This window comes from Mesorhizobium sp. NZP2234, from assembly GCF_013170765.1.
In the GTDB taxonomy this organism is placed as follows: domain Bacteria; phylum Pseudomonadota; class Alphaproteobacteria; order Rhizobiales; family Rhizobiaceae; genus Mesorhizobium; species Mesorhizobium loti_D.
In genome coordinates, this window is sequence record NZ_CP033364.1 from 2,187,153 (window position 1) to 2,202,642 (window position 15,490).

General features: G+C 62.9%; 16 protein-coding genes. 10 read left to right on the forward strand and 6 right to left on the reverse strand.

Translation table 11 applies throughout. From position 1 onward, the window contains the following. Position 1: 1 nt before the first annotated feature. Together flgF and EB230_RS10735 are read right to left on the reverse strand one after the other, a co-directional pair. Positions 2 to 727 (reverse strand): flagellar basal-body rod protein FlgF, encoded by a 726-nt coding sequence (gene flgF, locus EB230_RS10730; RefSeq protein ID WP_056578233.1) that lies wholly within the window; start codon positions 725 to 727, stop codon positions 2 to 4. 2 nt (positions 728 to 729) lie between these two features. After that, entirely contained in the window at positions 730 to 1,851 is a 1,122-nt protein-coding gene (locus EB230_RS10735) for a DUF1217 domain-containing protein (protein ID WP_056578231.1), read from the reverse strand. Between the two features lie 161 nt (positions 1,852 to 2,012). On the opposite strand from EB230_RS10735, the gene motA reads away from it, so the two are divergent. The 6 genes from motA to EB230_RS10765 are packed head-to-tail and all read left to right on the forward strand — an operon-like array spanning position 2,013 to position 6,846. Continuing rightward, on the forward strand, positions 2,013 to 2,888 hold the full coding sequence (gene motA, locus EB230_RS10740) for a flagellar motor stator protein MotA (protein ID WP_056578229.1): 876 nt from the start codon (positions 2,013 to 2,015) through the stop codon (positions 2,886 to 2,888). A 32-nt stretch (positions 2,889 to 2,920) separates the two neighbouring features. After that, positions 2,921 to 3,868: a FliM/FliN family flagellar motor switch protein gene (locus tag EB230_RS10745; RefSeq protein ID WP_056578227.1), complete on the forward strand. Its 948-nt coding sequence runs from the start codon at positions 2,921 to 2,923 to the stop codon at positions 3,866 to 3,868. Positions 3,869 to 3,885: 17 nt separating this feature from the next. Further along, positions 3,886 to 4,272 (forward strand): flagellar motor switch protein FliN, encoded by a 387-nt coding sequence (gene fliN, locus EB230_RS10750; protein ID WP_056578225.1) that lies wholly within the window; start codon positions 3,886 to 3,888, stop codon positions 4,270 to 4,272. Between the two features lie 46 nt (positions 4,273 to 4,318). Next, entirely contained in the window at positions 4,319 to 5,329 is a 1,011-nt protein-coding gene (locus EB230_RS10755; RefSeq protein ID WP_056578223.1) for a flagellar motor switch protein FliG, read from the forward strand. Between the two features lie 3 nt (positions 5,330 to 5,332). Further along, the gene (gene flhB, locus EB230_RS10760) at positions 5,333 to 6,415 is read left to right on the forward strand and encodes a flagellar biosynthesis protein FlhB (RefSeq protein WP_056578221.1); all 1,083 of its coding nucleotides are present in this window, start codon (positions 5,333 to 5,335) and stop codon (positions 6,413 to 6,415) included. Beyond that, on the forward strand, positions 6,412 to 6,846 hold the full coding sequence (locus tag EB230_RS10765) for a hypothetical protein (protein ID WP_056578219.1): 435 nt from the start codon (positions 6,412 to 6,414) through the stop codon (positions 6,844 to 6,846). Before flhB ends, EB230_RS10765 begins: the two co-directional genes overlap by 4 nt. 115 nt (positions 6,847 to 6,961) lie before the next feature. Here EB230_RS10765 and EB230_RS10770 read toward each other — a convergent pair whose 3' ends face one another. The 4 genes from EB230_RS10770 to EB230_RS10785 form a co-directional block, all read right to left on the reverse strand. Further along, on the reverse strand, positions 6,962 to 7,732 hold the full coding sequence (locus EB230_RS10770; protein ID WP_056578217.1) for a helix-turn-helix transcriptional regulator: 771 nt from the start codon (positions 7,730 to 7,732) through the stop codon (positions 6,962 to 6,964). Continuing rightward, complete coding sequence (locus EB230_RS10775; RefSeq protein ID WP_056578215.1) at positions 7,729 to 8,439, reverse strand: helix-turn-helix transcriptional regulator; 711 nt, start codon at positions 8,437 to 8,439, stop codon at positions 7,729 to 7,731. The genes EB230_RS10770 and EB230_RS10775 overlap by 4 nt, the downstream gene beginning before the upstream one ends. A gap of 447 nt (positions 8,440 to 8,886) precedes the next feature. After that, entirely contained in the window at positions 8,887 to 9,918 is a 1,032-nt protein-coding gene (locus EB230_RS10780; RefSeq protein ID WP_056578213.1) for a histone deacetylase family protein, read from the reverse strand. 23 nt (positions 9,919 to 9,941) lie between these two features. After that, the gene (locus tag EB230_RS10785; RefSeq protein ID WP_056578210.1) at positions 9,942 to 10,595 is read right to left on the reverse strand and encodes a TetR/AcrR family transcriptional regulator; all 654 of its coding nucleotides are present in this window, start codon (positions 10,593 to 10,595) and stop codon (positions 9,942 to 9,944) included. 258 nt (positions 10,596 to 10,853) lie between these two features. Here EB230_RS10785 and EB230_RS10790 point away from each other — a divergent pair, with 258 nt between their 5' ends. From EB230_RS10790 to EB230_RS10805, 4 genes are all read left to right on the forward strand, one after another. Then, positions 10,854 to 12,533: an amidohydrolase gene (locus tag EB230_RS10790; RefSeq protein ID WP_056578208.1), complete on the forward strand. Its 1,680-nt coding sequence runs from the start codon at positions 10,854 to 10,856 to the stop codon at positions 12,531 to 12,533. A 138-nt stretch (positions 12,534 to 12,671) separates the two neighbouring features. Next, complete coding sequence (locus EB230_RS10795) at positions 12,672 to 13,766, forward strand: ABC transporter ATP-binding protein (RefSeq protein ID WP_056578206.1); 1,095 nt, start codon at positions 12,672 to 12,674, stop codon at positions 13,764 to 13,766. Beyond that, positions 13,766 to 14,686 (forward strand): ABC transporter permease, encoded by a 921-nt coding sequence (locus EB230_RS10800; RefSeq protein ID WP_056578204.1) that lies wholly within the window; start codon positions 13,766 to 13,768, stop codon positions 14,684 to 14,686. The genes EB230_RS10795 and EB230_RS10800 overlap by 1 nt, the downstream gene beginning before the upstream one ends. After that, positions 14,679 to 15,479: an ABC transporter permease gene (locus tag EB230_RS10805; RefSeq protein ID WP_056578203.1), complete on the forward strand. Its 801-nt coding sequence runs from the start codon at positions 14,679 to 14,681 to the stop codon at positions 15,477 to 15,479. The genes EB230_RS10800 and EB230_RS10805 overlap by 8 nt, the downstream gene beginning before the upstream one ends. Positions 15,480 to 15,490 lie beyond the last annotated feature (11 nt).

Consider the following 15,490-nt stretch of genomic DNA (forward strand, 5'->3'; position numbering starts at 1 on the left):
GCTACGACTTCGAGCCGAGCGTCTTGATCGCCTCGTCGGTGGAGGAATCCGTCTGCCGCATCAGGGCGGCGGTGTTCTCGAAGGCGCGCTGGACCATGATCAGGCGGGTCATTTCCATCACCGGATTGACGTTGGATTCTTCGACGAACCCCTGGGCGATGCCGACATCGGAGCGATCGGTGACCGGATCGGGAGTGCGCGAAGGCACGATGCCTGAATTGCCGTAGCGCACGAAATTCTCGCCCGGGTCGAAATTGTAGAGGCCGATCGAACCGACAAGCTGGTCGTTCTGACGCAGCGAGCCGTCGGCGCCGGCCTTGGGCGGGCCGTTGCGAGGGTCGAGCTGGATCGGCGCGCCGCCGGCGTCGAGCACCGGATGGCCTTCGATCGACATCAATTCGCCATTCTCGTTCATCGAGAATCGGCCGTCGCGGGTCATGACGGTGCCGGCCGGCGTGTCGATGGCGAACCAGGCGTCGCCCTGGATGGCGAAATCGAATGGATTGCCGGTCTCGGTCAGGGATCCGTGGGCACCGGAAAGATAGGTCTTGCCGGACGAAGCGAAGGATACCGATTTCTGCCCGGTGCCCGACACGACGTCCTCGAATTTCACGCCAGTAGCGCGAAAGCCGACGGTGTTGGCGTTGGCGACATTGTCGGCGATCGTGTCGAGCCGGCGCTCGAGCGCCATCTGAGCGGAAAGGGCGACGTAGAGACTGTCTTGCATGGTCAGAACTTCAACTTCTGCATGGCCATCATCAGGTCGGTGGAGATGCCCGACGTGACTGGCTTGGCAAAGAGCACGCTGATGGACGTCACCGCGGTCGAGGTCGGGTTGTTGATCTCGTACATGCTGGTGAAGCGCGTCAGGAACTTGCTGAGCTTCGCGGGATCGGTGAAATCAGTGAGGTCGAGCTTTTGCTCGAACAGCTGTGCCTGCTTGTCGATGTCGGCGGTGGCAAAGGAATCGGGGAGCCCCAGCGCGGTTCGAACGACGCTGGCAAGCGCCGTGTCGGCCAGCACGTCGTACCAGCTGGTGATGTCGGGCGCCTTGCGCTGGAAATAGAGCGCCAGCCGCACGCCCTCATTGGTCTTGCCGGCATCCTCCTCCAGCGTCTGGCGCATGTATTTGTCGACGGTCGGCTGTTGGGCCGCATTGATGGTGGTGGCGTTCTCGCCGTACTGCTCGAAGTTGAAGGCCGAGGCCAGTGCCGCGTAGGCCGGATCTGTCTGCTTGTTGGCGACGCTGTCGGGGTCGCGCACGCCACCCTGCAGGACCTGTTTGATGAGGTCCTTGTTCTCGGTCGCCGAATCGAGACCGAACGCTGCCAGTGCATAGGTATAGAGCCGGCCGTTCGACATCAGGTCGTCGATGGACTTCACCTTGGTGATGTTGGCGAGATAATAGGTGGTCTCGCCCTTCACATAGTCTGAATTCGGGTCGACGCCCGCGATTTGAGCCTGCGTGGCGTAGTTCTTTGTCACCAGCTGCTGCGCCTTGTTGTAGATGGTGGCGTCGGCGCCGTTGGCGGCGAAATTGAAAGCGCTGACGAACTGGGCATAGCGCTTGTCGGTCAGCTTGTTGGCGAAGCTGTTGGGGTCGGTGACACCTTCCTTGAGCGCCTTGACCATGAAGGCCTTGGCGTAGTCCATGTTCTCCAGCCCGTAGGCCTTCATGGCATATTTGAACAGCCGGTCATTGTTGACGAAATCGTCGATCGATTTCACCTTGGTGATGTTGGCGAGATAATATTTGGTGTCGCGATCAACCGTCGGCTGTTGCTCGATGCGGTCGATAGACTTGTTGATGTCCTTGGTGATCAACTGGTAGCTGGTAAATGTATCGAGCAAGAACGTGCCTCCGGCCGAAGCTATGCCGGTACAGTAGCCGCACTTCCTTGCGCGAAACTGAATCGCCCTGACATTCGGTTCCACGGCAGCTCGGATTCAAGCCTCACACAAGGCACGGGGACTATCCCTTGCACCTGGTGTGAAATGCGGAAGGACCTGCCGTGGGCATTCTGATCGGACTTGTGGTGACGCTCGGCTGCGTCCTCGGCGGCTTCATGGCCATGGGCGGGCACCTGCACGTGCTGGTCCAGCCCTGGGAAGCCGTGGTCATCTGCGGCGCTGCGTTGGGCACCTTCCTTGTCGCCAATCCGATGAAGACGGTCAAGGACACCGGCAAGGGCATTCTGGAAGCCTTCAAGCAGGCGGTGCCGAAGGAACAGGATTATCTGGAAACGCTCGGCGTGCTGCACAGCCTGATGCGCGAACTGCGCTCTAAGTCGCGAAGCGAGGTCGAGGCGCATATCGACAATCCGGAAGAATCAGCCATCTTTCAGGCCTTTCCGACGGTGCTCAAGAATCACGATCTGATGGCCTTCATCTGCGACTACTGCCGCATCATCATCATCGGCAATGCCCGCTCGCACGAGATCGAGGCGCTGATGGACGAGGAGATCCAGACCATCAAGACCGACAAGATGAAGGCCTATCACGCGCTGGTCGCGGTCGGCGACGGTCTGCCGGCGCTGGGCATCGTCGCCGCGGTGCTGGGCGTGGTCAAGGCGATGGGCGCGCTCGACCAGTCGCCGGAAATCCTCGGCGGCCTGATCGGCGCCGCACTGGTCGGCACCTTCCTCGGCATCTTCCTGTCCTATGCCGTGGTCGGACCCGTGGCCACCAAGATCAAGACGGTGCGCGAGAAGAAGAACCGCCTCTACATCATCGTCAAGCAGACGCTGCTCGCCTACATGAACGGCGCGCTGCCGCAGGTGGCGATCGAATTCGGCCGCAAGACCATCTCGTCCTATGAGCGGCCGACCATCGACGCCGTCGAGCAAAGCACCATGAACACCGCCGCCGCTGAAAAGAAGGCCGCCTGAGCGATGTTCGACAGAACGGCGGCAAAACTGTCATGACCAGTCCGGGCAGCCCCGCGCAGGCGCGCTCGCTGATCATCGAGCGTCTGGTCGGCGACAGCGGCGAGGCCGACCAGGTCATCGAAGCCGGCCGCGCCATGGCCGAACGCGCCGTGCCGCTGCTGCAGAACGGGCTCTCGGGCGAGCTTCGCGTTCCCGTGATCGTCGACCTCAAGGCCGTCGAGGTCAGCCGCGTACCCGACGCACGCTCACGCGCCGGCGACAATTTCGCCATGACCGTCGTCGGCTCGCCTGCATCCTCGGATGCGATGACGCTCGTCATCGACGCCGCCGCGATCGCGATCATGGTCTCGACGCTGTTTGGTGGCGACCCGGATATGCCGGTGTCGCCGATCGAGCGCGACCTCTCGCCGATTGAGACCGATGTCTCGACCATGGTGTTCCAGCAGGTCGCGCAGGCGCTGAACGGATCGGGCCCACGGTCGCTCGACCTGCGGCTGCCGGTGCCGCGGGCGATGTCGGGTACCGAAGCGAAACGGCATGTGCTGCGCGATGGTGCTGCCATCCGCGTCGTCCTCGGCATCTCGACGCCGGTCGACAGCGGCTCCATCACCGTGACGATGCCGCAGCGTGTCGTGCTCGCCGGCCGCGACGGCACCGCCAGTGTCAGCGAGGCCGATCACGGCACCAGTTGGCGCGCGCGTTTTTCGGAAGAGGTGATGCGCTCGGCAGTGGCGCTCGAAGCCACCATGCCGCTGACACGGCTGACGCTTGGCGACCTCGCCAATCTCGAAGTGGGCCAGGTCATCGACTTCGACGAAACGGCGCAATCGCGGGCGCGCCTCAGCGCGCGCGGCCAGACGCTGTTCGTATGCGAGTTCGGCAAACTGGGGCAGAATTACACCGTCCGAATCAAGCATCCTTTCGATGCCGGGCAGGATTTCATCGATGGGCTCATGCCGGCCGGTGCCGGGCGCGCCTGAGCTTTTGGAGACGATTCATGGCCAAGACCAAAGTGGAAGCAGAGCTCGACCAGCCAGACGAGCAGCTCGACCGTGCCATCGAGGAATTGCGCGGGGTCCTGCATGAGGAAGAGCAGCGCCCCGACGCGGCGTTCAGGTCCGCCGCGGGCGCCAATTCGAACGTCATCATGAACATTCCTGTCGATGTCCAGATCATCCTCGGCAGCACCGAGATGGCGGTTGCCGACCTGATGGCATTGCAGAAGGGCTCGACGGTGGCGCTCAACCGCCGCATCGGCGAACCGGTTGACGTCGTGGTCAACGGCCGCAAGATCGCCCGCGGCGAGATCACGGTGCTTGAAAGCGACCCCTCGCGCTTCGGCATCAGGTTGACCGAAATCATCACCGGCACGAAGGGCGCCTAGCCATGGCTGGTGGGGCTTGCCGGTTGCAGCGGAGGCGAGAGGCAGCATGACGCCGCTGATGAGCCTGACGCGCGCGCAGAAGGCGGCCGCCATATTGGTGGCGATGGGCAAGCCGTCCGCCAGCCGCCTGTTGAAATTCTTCAAGCAGGAAGAGCTGAAGGCGCTGATCGAGGGCGCCCGGCTGCTCAGGACCATTCCGCAGAACGATCTCGAACGCATCGTCGCAGAATTCGAGGCAGAGTTCACCGAGGGTGCCGGCCTCCTCGATTCCGCCGACAGGATGGACACGATCCTCAACGAGTCGCTGTCGCCCGAAGAGATGAGCGCGATCATGGGCGACAAGAAATTCGAGGTCGCGCCGGAAGGACCGCCGCCGATCTGGCCGGAGCTCGAGAAGCTCGAACCGGCGCGGCTTGGCACCTTCCTGGCGGGCGAACATCCGCAAACGGCGGCCATGGTGCTTTCGAAGCTGGCGCCGCAGACGGCGGCGGGCGTTCTTTTGACGCTGACCAAGCCAATGCGCGGCGAAATCATCAAGCGCATGGTGACGATGGCCAATGTTCCGGATGCCGCTGCCAGGATCGTCGAGAACCGGTTGCGGACCAACGTGCTGGCGGAGACGTCGACCAAGGACACCTCGGCGGGACAGGCGCGCGTCGCGAGCGTGCTCAACGAACTGGACAAGCCGCTGCTCGAGGAGGTCATGCAGGATCTGGAAGCAGCCGGCACGCCCGACCTCGACGGTGTGCGGGCACGGCTGTTTTCTTTCGACGATCTGCCGCTGCTCACCCAGAAGGCGCGCGTGCTTTTGTTCGACGGACTGTCGACCGAGCTTGTCACACTGGCGCTGCGCGGCACCTCGGCGGCGCTCGCCGAATCCGTGCTGTCGGCGATCGGCGCGCGGTCGCGGCGCATGATCGAGGCCGAACTCGGGCAGGGGTCGGACGGAGTGCCTGCCGCCGACATCGCGACGGCGCGCAAGACCATCGTGACGACCACCATCCGGCTGTCGCGTGAAGGCGCATTCGAACTTCCCTCGACCCAAGACGCCGCCTAAGGCATGTCCGACGCCACCGACAAGGACTCGAAAACCGAGGAGGCGACGGAGAAGAAGATCCGCGACACCATCGAACAGGGCAAGCTGCCCCATTCGAGGGAAACCGCGATCCTGGCCTCCTTCGTCGCCATACTGGTTTTCACCGTCTTCTATGCCAAGGACGCGATCATCGATCTAGGCATGTTCCTGTCGATGTTCCTCGAGAAGCCCGAAGCCTGGCCAATGGACACCGAGACCGACGTCATCGAGCTCTACAAGATTGTCATGATGGAAGTGGGCCGAGCCATCCTCAGCCTGCTGGTGCTTTTGACCGTCGCCGGTATCGGTGCCTCGGTGCTCCAGAACATGCCGCAATTCGTCGGCGAGCGAATCAGGCCGCAGCTTTCGCGCATTTCGATCACCAAGGGCTGGAACCGTATGTTCGGTGCCCAGGGCTGGGTCGAGTTCCTGAAATCCCTGGCAAAGGTCGGCTTCGCCATCGCCGTGCTCACCTTCACACTGTCGGAGGATCACCGCAAGCTGCTCGCCGGGATGATCACCAATCCAGTCGCCTTCGGTCTCGTCATCCGCGGCATCGCGGTCGACATACTGGTGGCGATCGTCTTCGTCATGGGACTGATCGCGGCAATCGACATCGTCTGGTCGCGCTTCCACTGGAGGCAGGACCTGCGCATGAGCAAGCAGGAGGTCAAGGACGAATTCAAGCAGTCCGAGGGCGACCCGATCGTCAAGTCCCGGCTGCGCTCGCTGGCGCGCGATCGCGCGCGCAAGCGGATGATGACAGCGGTGCCGCGCGCGACGCTGATCATCGCCAACCCGACCCACTTCTCGATCGCGCTGAAATATGTGCGCGACGAGGATGCGGCACCGCTCGTGGTGGCCAAGGGGCAGGATCTGGTGGCGCTGAAAATCCGCGAGATCGCGAAGGAGCACAACATTCCGATCTTCGAGGACGTGACGCTCGCCCGCTCCATGTACAAGCAAGTTTCGGTCGATAATGTGATCCCGTCGCAATTCTACCAGGCCGTCGCCGAACTGGTGCGGATCGTCTACTCGAAAAAGGCTGAGCGCAGACAGATTTCATGAACCGCCAACCGCACGCAAAATCCCGCGAGATCATCGTCGCCAACGCCATCGAGCAGGTGGTTGGCGAATTGCGGCTGATCGATGTCGCCGACTATATCGCCTTCATCCGGCTGGAGCATTTCGCGTGCCTGTCGGACCTGGTCGATTCAGCGGTGGAACTGTTCTTCATGCCCGGCACGCTCAGGCTCGGCCACGGTGGCGAGGCGCATGTCGACTGGAGCGGCGGCCCGCGCATCGTGCTCGATCTGGAGTTGCGGCCGCCTGGGGTGACCGTCTATTTCCAGCTGACGCTGAGCGAGGCCGGTAACTCTGTGGTGGTCAATTACGTGTCGTTCGAAAAGCCTGGCGAGGATCCCGAGCACAATACGGCGCTGCTGGAAGCGGTGATCGAACAGGCCCGCATCCGCAAGGTGGAGCCCATGGCTTTCTGAGGGCTGTCGCGGGTCAGGTGTGGCGGGCCTGCAAAATGGCGGTCCCCCGCGTTTCGGGTGCTCACATACCCAAGCCTACGCTCCGCTCCGGCTCTCGCGCCTCATCGTTTCATTACTACTCAATCAGACCGAGCCGCAGCGCCTTGGCGACCGCCTGGTTGCGGTTGACGGCGTTGAGCTTCTGGGTCGACTGGGTCAGATACTGATTGGCTGTGTGCACGGACAGCTTCAGGAGCCGCGCGATCTCCTCGCTGGTGTTGCCGTTGGCGGTCAGCTTCAGGCACTCCAACTCGCGCTTTGAGATGGCACGCATCCTGCCGGTGTCACCTGGACGGATGCGGGCGACCGCGGCGAACAGGGAAAAGCAGCGGGCGTGGATCTCGTAGAGTGCATCCTGCGGCAGCGCGATCTCCGACCCCAGGAAGACGACAAGGCCGCACTGACCGCGATCGGCATGGACGGGAAAGGCGATGCCGCTGGTGCCGGGCGCCAGCGGTGCCATCTGCTCGGTCCAGGCGAGGTTGCCGAACGTCTCGGTCATCGCGGCGACGCCATCATCCGTCCACCAGCGTGGCTCCGTCGAGTTGTGGGTGTGGCGCACGATCTCCTCGCCATTGGCGCCCGAGATAAACTTCGTCGCCACGGCAATGCCGGGATAGTCGGAATCGAAACACGGGACCAGCCGTGCGCGTTCCGGCGACGGGCTGACGAAGAACAGGCCGAAGGCCGAGGCGTTGATGTCGACCGCGATCCACCGGCAGCGGCGGACGGCATCGGGAATGGTGACGGCGTGATGTGTTTCGGAGCCGAGCGAGAAGGCGCCGAAGGGGCTGCGCTGATCGTTGAAGATCGCCTCCGCGGCGTCCTTGATGTCGGCCTGTTTCAAATGATGCCACTCCTGATCGCCGTGGCGATGGCCATCGCACGGTTGCTGGCCGCGAATTTCTGGATGGCGTGGGTGATGTAGCTGTTGACGGTGTTGGAGGAGACGCCAAGGATGACCGCCACTTCATCGGTGGTCTTGCCTTCCGAAACCCAGAACAGGCATTCGCGCTCACGATCCGACAGTGGATCCTGCATGGCGGCGGCGGCGATCAACTGCGGAATATGCGAGAGCGCGTAGCAGCATTTCAATTGCGCCTTCATCAGCGCCGGCTGGTCGATCTGGCCGGCCGTCGCCGCCGAGAACAGGGCAAACAGGCGCTGGCGGCCGACATTCAGCCTGAGCGAATAGATCTCGGCATGGCCGAGCACGTCGAGGAGACGGGCCTCTTCGCCGGAGACCAGCCCGCCGACGTCTGGCGCCTCCGCCGCCACCAGCGGTCTGGGCCGGATGCCGGGCGCGACGGTAAGCGCGCCTTGGGCAAGGCCGGCGATCAGCCGCTTGCCGATCAGTTCGATGGCGTCGAAGATCCAATTGGAGGAGACGATGCGCGCGTCGTTGCGGTCCTGGTCGTGGACGATGGCAACCAGCATGTAGCTGTCGGCGCCGATCTCGGCGGTCAACTCCATGAAGAAGCTGGTCAGATCACCGCGCGACGCCAGGCGCGAGCCCAAAGTGTCGGATTGAAGAGGCGCGGCGGGACTGCTCATCTGTTGCTTTTGGCCGGAATCGTTTCTGATGTCCGGATGCTGGAGAGCCAGCCGCCGAACCCGAAAACGCGTTACTTTTACGAGACACACACGAGGCGCGGGGTCGCGCCCAACCAGACGGAATCCATTCAGGGAACGCGAAGCCGTCCGCGTCTGGCGCCGGAAGATTCCGGAACGTGAGACTTTGGGTGGTCGCCGCGCCCCCCGAGGACCGGCTGATTCGGGTCTAATCTACCCGCAGATGAATCTGACATCAAACGCGATTTGACAAAATCGAATCCGATGGACTCAGGCGCGACTCAGGAAGCCATTTTCGCTGCTTTCGAGGGTGTGAAAATGCCGGGACTGCGCAAGCCGGCCATATCGGCCAGATACATAGAGGGCGGCTGACGCCGCCCTTCGCTTTGTCCTTTTCTCCTAAAGGGCTGCCGCTTTCAGGCGGCAGGCTTACCGATCCTCGAAACCGGTCAGTACGCCGACGGCATTGATGCCGATCTCCTCGACGGCATAGCCGCCTTCCTGGACGAACAGCGTCGGCAGGCCGAGCTTTGCGATGCGGCGGCCGATCTTGGGATAGTCGGCGCTCTTCAGCTTGAACTGGCTGATCGGGTCCTTCTCGAAGGTGTCGACGCCAAGTGAGACGACGACGATGTCGGGCGCGTAGGCGGCGAGCCTGGCGCAGGCATCCTCCAGCGAGGCGTTCCATGCGTCCCAGTTGGTGCCGAACGGCATGGGATAGTTGATGTTGAAGCCTTCGCCGGCGCCCGCGCCGCGTTCGTCGGCATGGCCGAGGAAGAATGGATATTCGACCATCGGGTCGCCATGCAGGTTGAGGACCTGCACGTCGGCGCGGTCGTAGAAGATCTCCTGCGTGCCGTTGCCATGGTGGTAGTCAACGTCGAGGATGGAGACGCGGGCTGCGCCCTGGTCGAGGAACCATTGAGCGGCGACGGCGGCGTTGTTGATGTAGCAATAGCCGCCCATGAAGCCGGCGCCGGCATGGTGGCCGGGCGGGCGGCAGAGCGCGAAGGCCGACCTTTCGCCGCCCTTGACCAGGCCGGCCGCGGTCAGCGCCACGTCGTAGGAGGACTTGATCGCCGCCCATGTGCCTTCGACGAAGGTGGCGCCGCCGTCGAACGAATAGTATCCGAGCAGGGCGTCGATGCGCTTTGGCGGCACGTCGCCGCGCAGGCCGCGCGTCGGCCAGGTGAACGGCATCGCCGAACCCTGGAAGCCGGATTCCACCCATTGCGGCCAGACCGTCGGCAGGAAGTCGATGTAGTCAGCCCTGTGGACGCGCTTGGCGGCGGCAAGGTCGTGCTCGAGCGGCAGGACGATCGGACCGAGCTTCTCGCTTTCAACCCGCGCCTTGATGAATTCGGCCCGCGAGGGCTTTTCGAAACCCGGCACGATGGCCGATGTGACCAGTTCCATCTGGCCGGCATGGCCGGCATGAAGCGGCGAATAGACAGTCTTCATGAAATTCCTCTCGAAATGCGAAATCAGTCCAGGTTGAGATAGGGGTTCACCAGAGCCAGCCACATGGCTTCGACGTCGTCCTCGATGAGGTCGAATGTCCTGCGGTCTCTCTTCAGTCCGACCAGCCGGCAGGCATGCCCGACCTCCATCATCACCAGGCCGAGCCGTTTGGCGATCTTGTCCTCGAGAGCCGGATTCACATGCCGCAGCCAGGCGGCGTAAAGCGCGACGATCTGCTCGTCATATTCGTCCTGGATAGGCCTGAGATCGGCGTTGCCTGAAATGGCCTCGATCACCGGCATCAGCGTCGCGTTCTCGAGATAGATACTGGACGTGTCGATGAAGAGCTTGCGCACTTCGCGCCGGAATTCCTCGCGATTGGTGGGCCGCGGGACCTTGATGCGCTTCTCGATCACCTGGGGAAAGGAGGACAGCCAGCGCCGGGCGAGGTCCAGAAGAATGGCTTCCTTGTTGGGAAAGTATTGATAGACCGAACCGACCGACAGGCCCGCTCGCTGCGCTATGGCGAGCGTTGTCGGCGTCCTGGTTCCTTGCTCTCGCGTCAAGATCAGCGCCGCGTCGAGAATCCGGTCGACAACCTTGCTCGACCGTTGCTGCCGCGGCTGCTTGCGCGGCTCGAGCGCTATCCTGGTCTTGCGGTCGAGACTGCGCTTCACTGCTCGATGCCCTCGTTCCCCGCCTGGTCCCAACACAGGCGCGGGGTGCTGTCCACAATACATTCTAAATTCCGCATGTTGACAAACGCGAATAATCAGTCGCATTCTTTATCCACGCTGTCCCAAGGGATAACAAGGGGAATTTCGAAGGCAGCGGACTGGCATCGTTTTTTGTTCCGTGGCGCCGCTCAGGTGGGTGGCCGGTCGTTGAGCGCAGGGTTGTCGGTCTCAGTCGGTCATCAAGAGCGCGGAGTCGCGATGTCTGTCACGGGTGCGGGTCGCAATGCGGATCTGATCGTCATCAACGGTCGTGTGCTGACCATGGACGACGACAATCCCGCAGCCGAGGCCGTGGCCGTCAAGGACGGCGCCATCATCGCCATCGGCAGCCGTGCTGTGATCGAAGAATTCAAGGGATCGACCACCAAGGTGATCGACGCCAAGGGCGGTTCGGTCCTGCCCGGTTTCATCGAAGCCCACATGCATCTGTTCTCGGGAGGCGCCGAACTCGCGCATCTTCAGCTTGGCGGTGTCCACGGCTTCGAGGCGCTGCAGAAGGCGATCCGCGACTATGCATCGACAAAGCCCAATGCCCCGATGCTGGTCGGGCAGGGTGTCGACTATACGGTGCTCGGCAGCGAGCGGGTGACGCGCCACCATCTCGACGCCATTCTGCCCGATCGCCCGTTCTGCATGGCTGCGCCCGATCATCATACGATGTGGGCCAACACCAAGGCGCTGGAGATGGCCGGCATCCTACATGGACGCGCGCTTGGTCCGGGCAATGAGATCGTCATGGGCGATGATGGCCTGGCGGCGGGCGAATTGCGCGAGGGCGAGGCCTTCGGGCCGGTGCTCGATCTTGCCGGCGAGGGCCGGGTGCGGCTGGGGCTGGCCACTGGCGGTGAGCCGGATCCGATGCCGTCGGCCGCCGAACGCGCCGCCGACCGCGACATCATGCGGCGCGGCCTCGCCTGGTGCGCGCGCCACGGCATCACCTCCATCCAGAACATGGACGGCAATCTCTACCAGCTCGAACTGCTGGCCGAGATCGACGCCGAGGAGGGCTTGCCTTGCCGCGTGCAGATCCCCTTCCACTACAAGAATTTCATGACGCTCGACATGCTCGACAAGGCGTCCGCCATGGCCGAGCGCTACAGCAGCGAGTGGCTGTCGTCGGGCATGGTCAAGGTGTTCTATGACGGCGTGCTCGATTCCTGGACGGCCGTCATGGTCGAGCCCTACGCCGACCGTCCGGACTGGGTTGGCGAGCCGCTGTTCACGCCGCGGCAATTCATCGATCTGGCCGTCGCCGTCGACAGGCGCGGGCTGCAGATCGCCGTCCACTCGATCGGCGATGGCGCGGTGCGTGCGGTGCTCGACGGCTACGAGGCGGCGCGGAAGGCCAATGGCAAGCGCGACAGCCGTCACCGCGTCGAACACATCGAGGTTACCACCACGGCTGACGTGCCGCGGTTTGCCGAACTCGGCGTCATCGCCTCGATGCAACCGCCGCATCCGCCCGGCGCGATGGATTTCCCGCTGGAGCCGACCGTGTCTCGCATCGGGCCGGCCCGCTGGCCGCTGAGCTATGCCTGGCGAACCCTGAAGAACGCCGGCGCGCACGTCGTCTTCGCCTCGGATTGGCCGGTGTCGCCGATCGACCCGATCCTGGGCATTCAGGCGGCAGTGATGCGCAAACCGTGGGCAGACAGCGATCCGGACCAGAGTTTTTCGCTGCGGGAATCGATCGCCGCCTACACGGTCGAGGGCGCCTATGCCGAATTCGCAGAGCATCGCAAAGGTGCGCTGAAATCAGGCTATATGGCCGATCTGGTGGTTCTGTCTGATGACATCGAGAAAACGGCGCCGGCCGACCTGCACAAGGTGCGCCCGGTGACGACGATCTGCGGTGGCAAGATCACCTATCAGGCCTGACATGGCATGAGGCTTGCTGGCTAAAGACGGACTGAACTGTGATTCAATGCCGGGCTTGCCAACCTACCGGCCGTGTGGTCACATCGAACAGGGGAACAGCTCCGCCGGCAAGAGCGGGGTCAACAGTGAGGCGTAATCGTGCCGGACAAACCGGATCGGAATGCGATTGAAGTTGTAGACGTCAGCAAAATTTTCGGATCGGGTGAGGGGCAGGTGGCTGCCCTCGACAAGGTCTCGGTTTCCATTCGCGAGAACGAGTTCTTCACGCTGCTGGGACCGTCCGGCTGCGGCAAGACCACCCTTTTGCGGCTGATTGCCGGCTTCGACTTTCCAACCGCCGGCGAGATCCTGCTCTACGGTCAGGACATCGCGCCGCTGCCGCCGTTCAAGCGGCCGGTCAACACCGTCTTCCAGTCCTATGCGCTGTTCCCGCACATGACCGTGGCCGACAATATCGGCTTCGGCCTGGAGATGCTCGGCAAGCCCAAGGCCGAGATCAAGGCGCGCGTCGCCGAGATGCTCAAGCTGGTCAAGATGGAAGCGCTGGCGGGCCGTCGCACGGCCCAGATTTCCGGTGGCCAGCAGCAGCGCGTGGCACTGGCACGGGCGCTCGCGCCGCAGCCGAAAGTGCTGTTGCTCGACGAACCGCTCTCCGCGCTCGACTACAAGCTGCGCAAGGAGATGCAGATCGAGTTGAAGCGGCTGCAGCACGAGACCGGCATCACCTTCATCTTCGTCACCCATGACCAGGAAGAAGCGCTGACCATGTCGGACCGCATCGCGGTGATGTCGTCGGGCAAGATCCTGCAGGTCGGCTCGCCCTGGGACATATACGACAAGCCTGCGGAACGCTTCGTGGCCGACTTCATCGGCGAAACCAATTTCCTCACCGCCGCCATATCGGGCGCCGGCAATGGCAAGGCACGCGCGACGCTCAAGTCCGGCACGACCATCGAGGCCACCGTTGCCGAAGGGTTCCAGCCGAAGGACAACGCCACCGTGGTGGTGCGGCCCGAGCACGCCAAGCTCACCAAGGACAAGGGCGACCTGTCGGGCACGGTCGAAAACATCGTCTATTTCGGCACCGACACGCATATCCACGTCCAGCTCGACAGCGGCGATCCCTTCACCGTGCGCCAGCAGAACACGCGCAGCGCCGGCTGCGGTTTCGAGCGCGGCGACAAGGTCGGCATCCTGATCGGCAACGACGCCGCGCAAGTGCTGAGGGACTGATGGCCACCGCGGAAGAAGTCGCCAAGGCCGCCGAACGGCGTGATGTCCGTGACCGCTGGCTTTTGTCGGCGCCGGCGCTGCTGGTCATCCTGCTCGCCGCCACCGGCCCGTTGCTGATCGTTCTCGTCTATTCGTTCCTGACGCCCGGCGCCTATGGCGACGTGAAATGGCAGTTCTCGTCCGACGCCTGGACATCGGTGTTCCTGGAACGCGATATTTTCGACGACACGCTTTCACTGGCCGCGGCGCATGTCACCATCTTCTGGCGCTCGATCAAGCTTGCCATAGTGACGACACTGGCGACCTTGGCGCTCGGGTTCCCGACCGCCTATTTCATGGCGACGCGCAGCGAAAAGACTAGGGATCTCTGGCTGTTCCTGATCACCATCCCGTTCTGGACCAACTTGCTGATCCGTACCTTCGCCGTGCTGCAGATCATCCGCAACGAAGGCATCATCAACACCATTCTTTTGAAGCTCGGCATCATCTCGGCGCCGATCCAGATCCTCTACACCGACACGGCGATCCTGATCGGCATGGCGTATGTCTACCTGCCGCTGATGGTGCTGCCGATCTACGCCAGCATGGAGAAGCTCGACTTTCGCCTCGTCGAGGCGGGCTATGATCTCTACGCGACACGCTTCAAGGTGCTGCGGAAGATCATTTTTCCGCTGGTCAAACCCGGCGTCATCGCCGGCTCCATCCTTGTCTTCATTCCAGCCCTCGGCGCTTATGTGACGCCGAGCGTGCTTGGCGGCGGCAAGAACATGATGCTGTCCAACCTGATCGAATTGCAGTTCGGGCAGGGTCGCAACTGGCCGCTTGGCTCGGCGCTTTCGATCACGGTGATGATCATCGTCATGGTGGCGCTGCTGGCCTATGTGCGCAATGCCGGCAAGTCGGGGGTGCGTCATGGCTAGCAACTTCTCCATCAAGCACCAGCCGGGCTTCACCGCGATCGCGGCGACATGTTTCGTCGTGCTCTACCTGCCGATCGTGGTGCTGGTGATCTATGCCTTCAACGCTGCCACCTCGACCTCAGAATGGGGCGGCTTCTCGCTGAAGTGGTTCCAGTCGGCGTACCAGAACACGCAGGTCATCGATGCAACGCTGCGCTCGTTCCAGATCGGCGCCATCGCGGCGGTGCTGTCGACGATCTTCGCCACCATGGCGGCGCTCGCCACCACGCGCACCGCCTCCTATCCCGGCCTTACCTTCAAATACGCGGCGATCAACCAGCCGCTGATGGTGCCCGAGATCGTCACTGGCGTGGCGCTGCTGATCTTCTTCTCGCGCATCAAGATATTCACCGGCTATTCCGGCATCGGCTACCTGGTCGCCGCGCATACGGCGTTCTGCATTCCGTTCGCCTATCTGCCGATCCGGGCGCGGCTGGAGAACATGGACCTGACGCTGGAGCGTGCCGCGGCCGATCTCTACGCAACGCCGTGGAAGACCTTCCGCCGCATCACGCTGCCGCTTTTGTGGCCGGGCATACTGGCCGGCCTGATGCTGGCCTTCGTCATCTCGCTCGACGACGTCGTCATCACCGAGTTCGTCAAATCGGGCGGCCAGGACACGCTGCCCACTTACATGCTCGGCCAGATCCGCCGCGGCATCACACCCGAGATCAACGCGATATCGACCGCTTTCCTGCTGCTTTCGGTCGCGATCGTCACGTTGTTTTTCTTTGTCAGCAGGAAACGAGACTGAACCTGAAATGG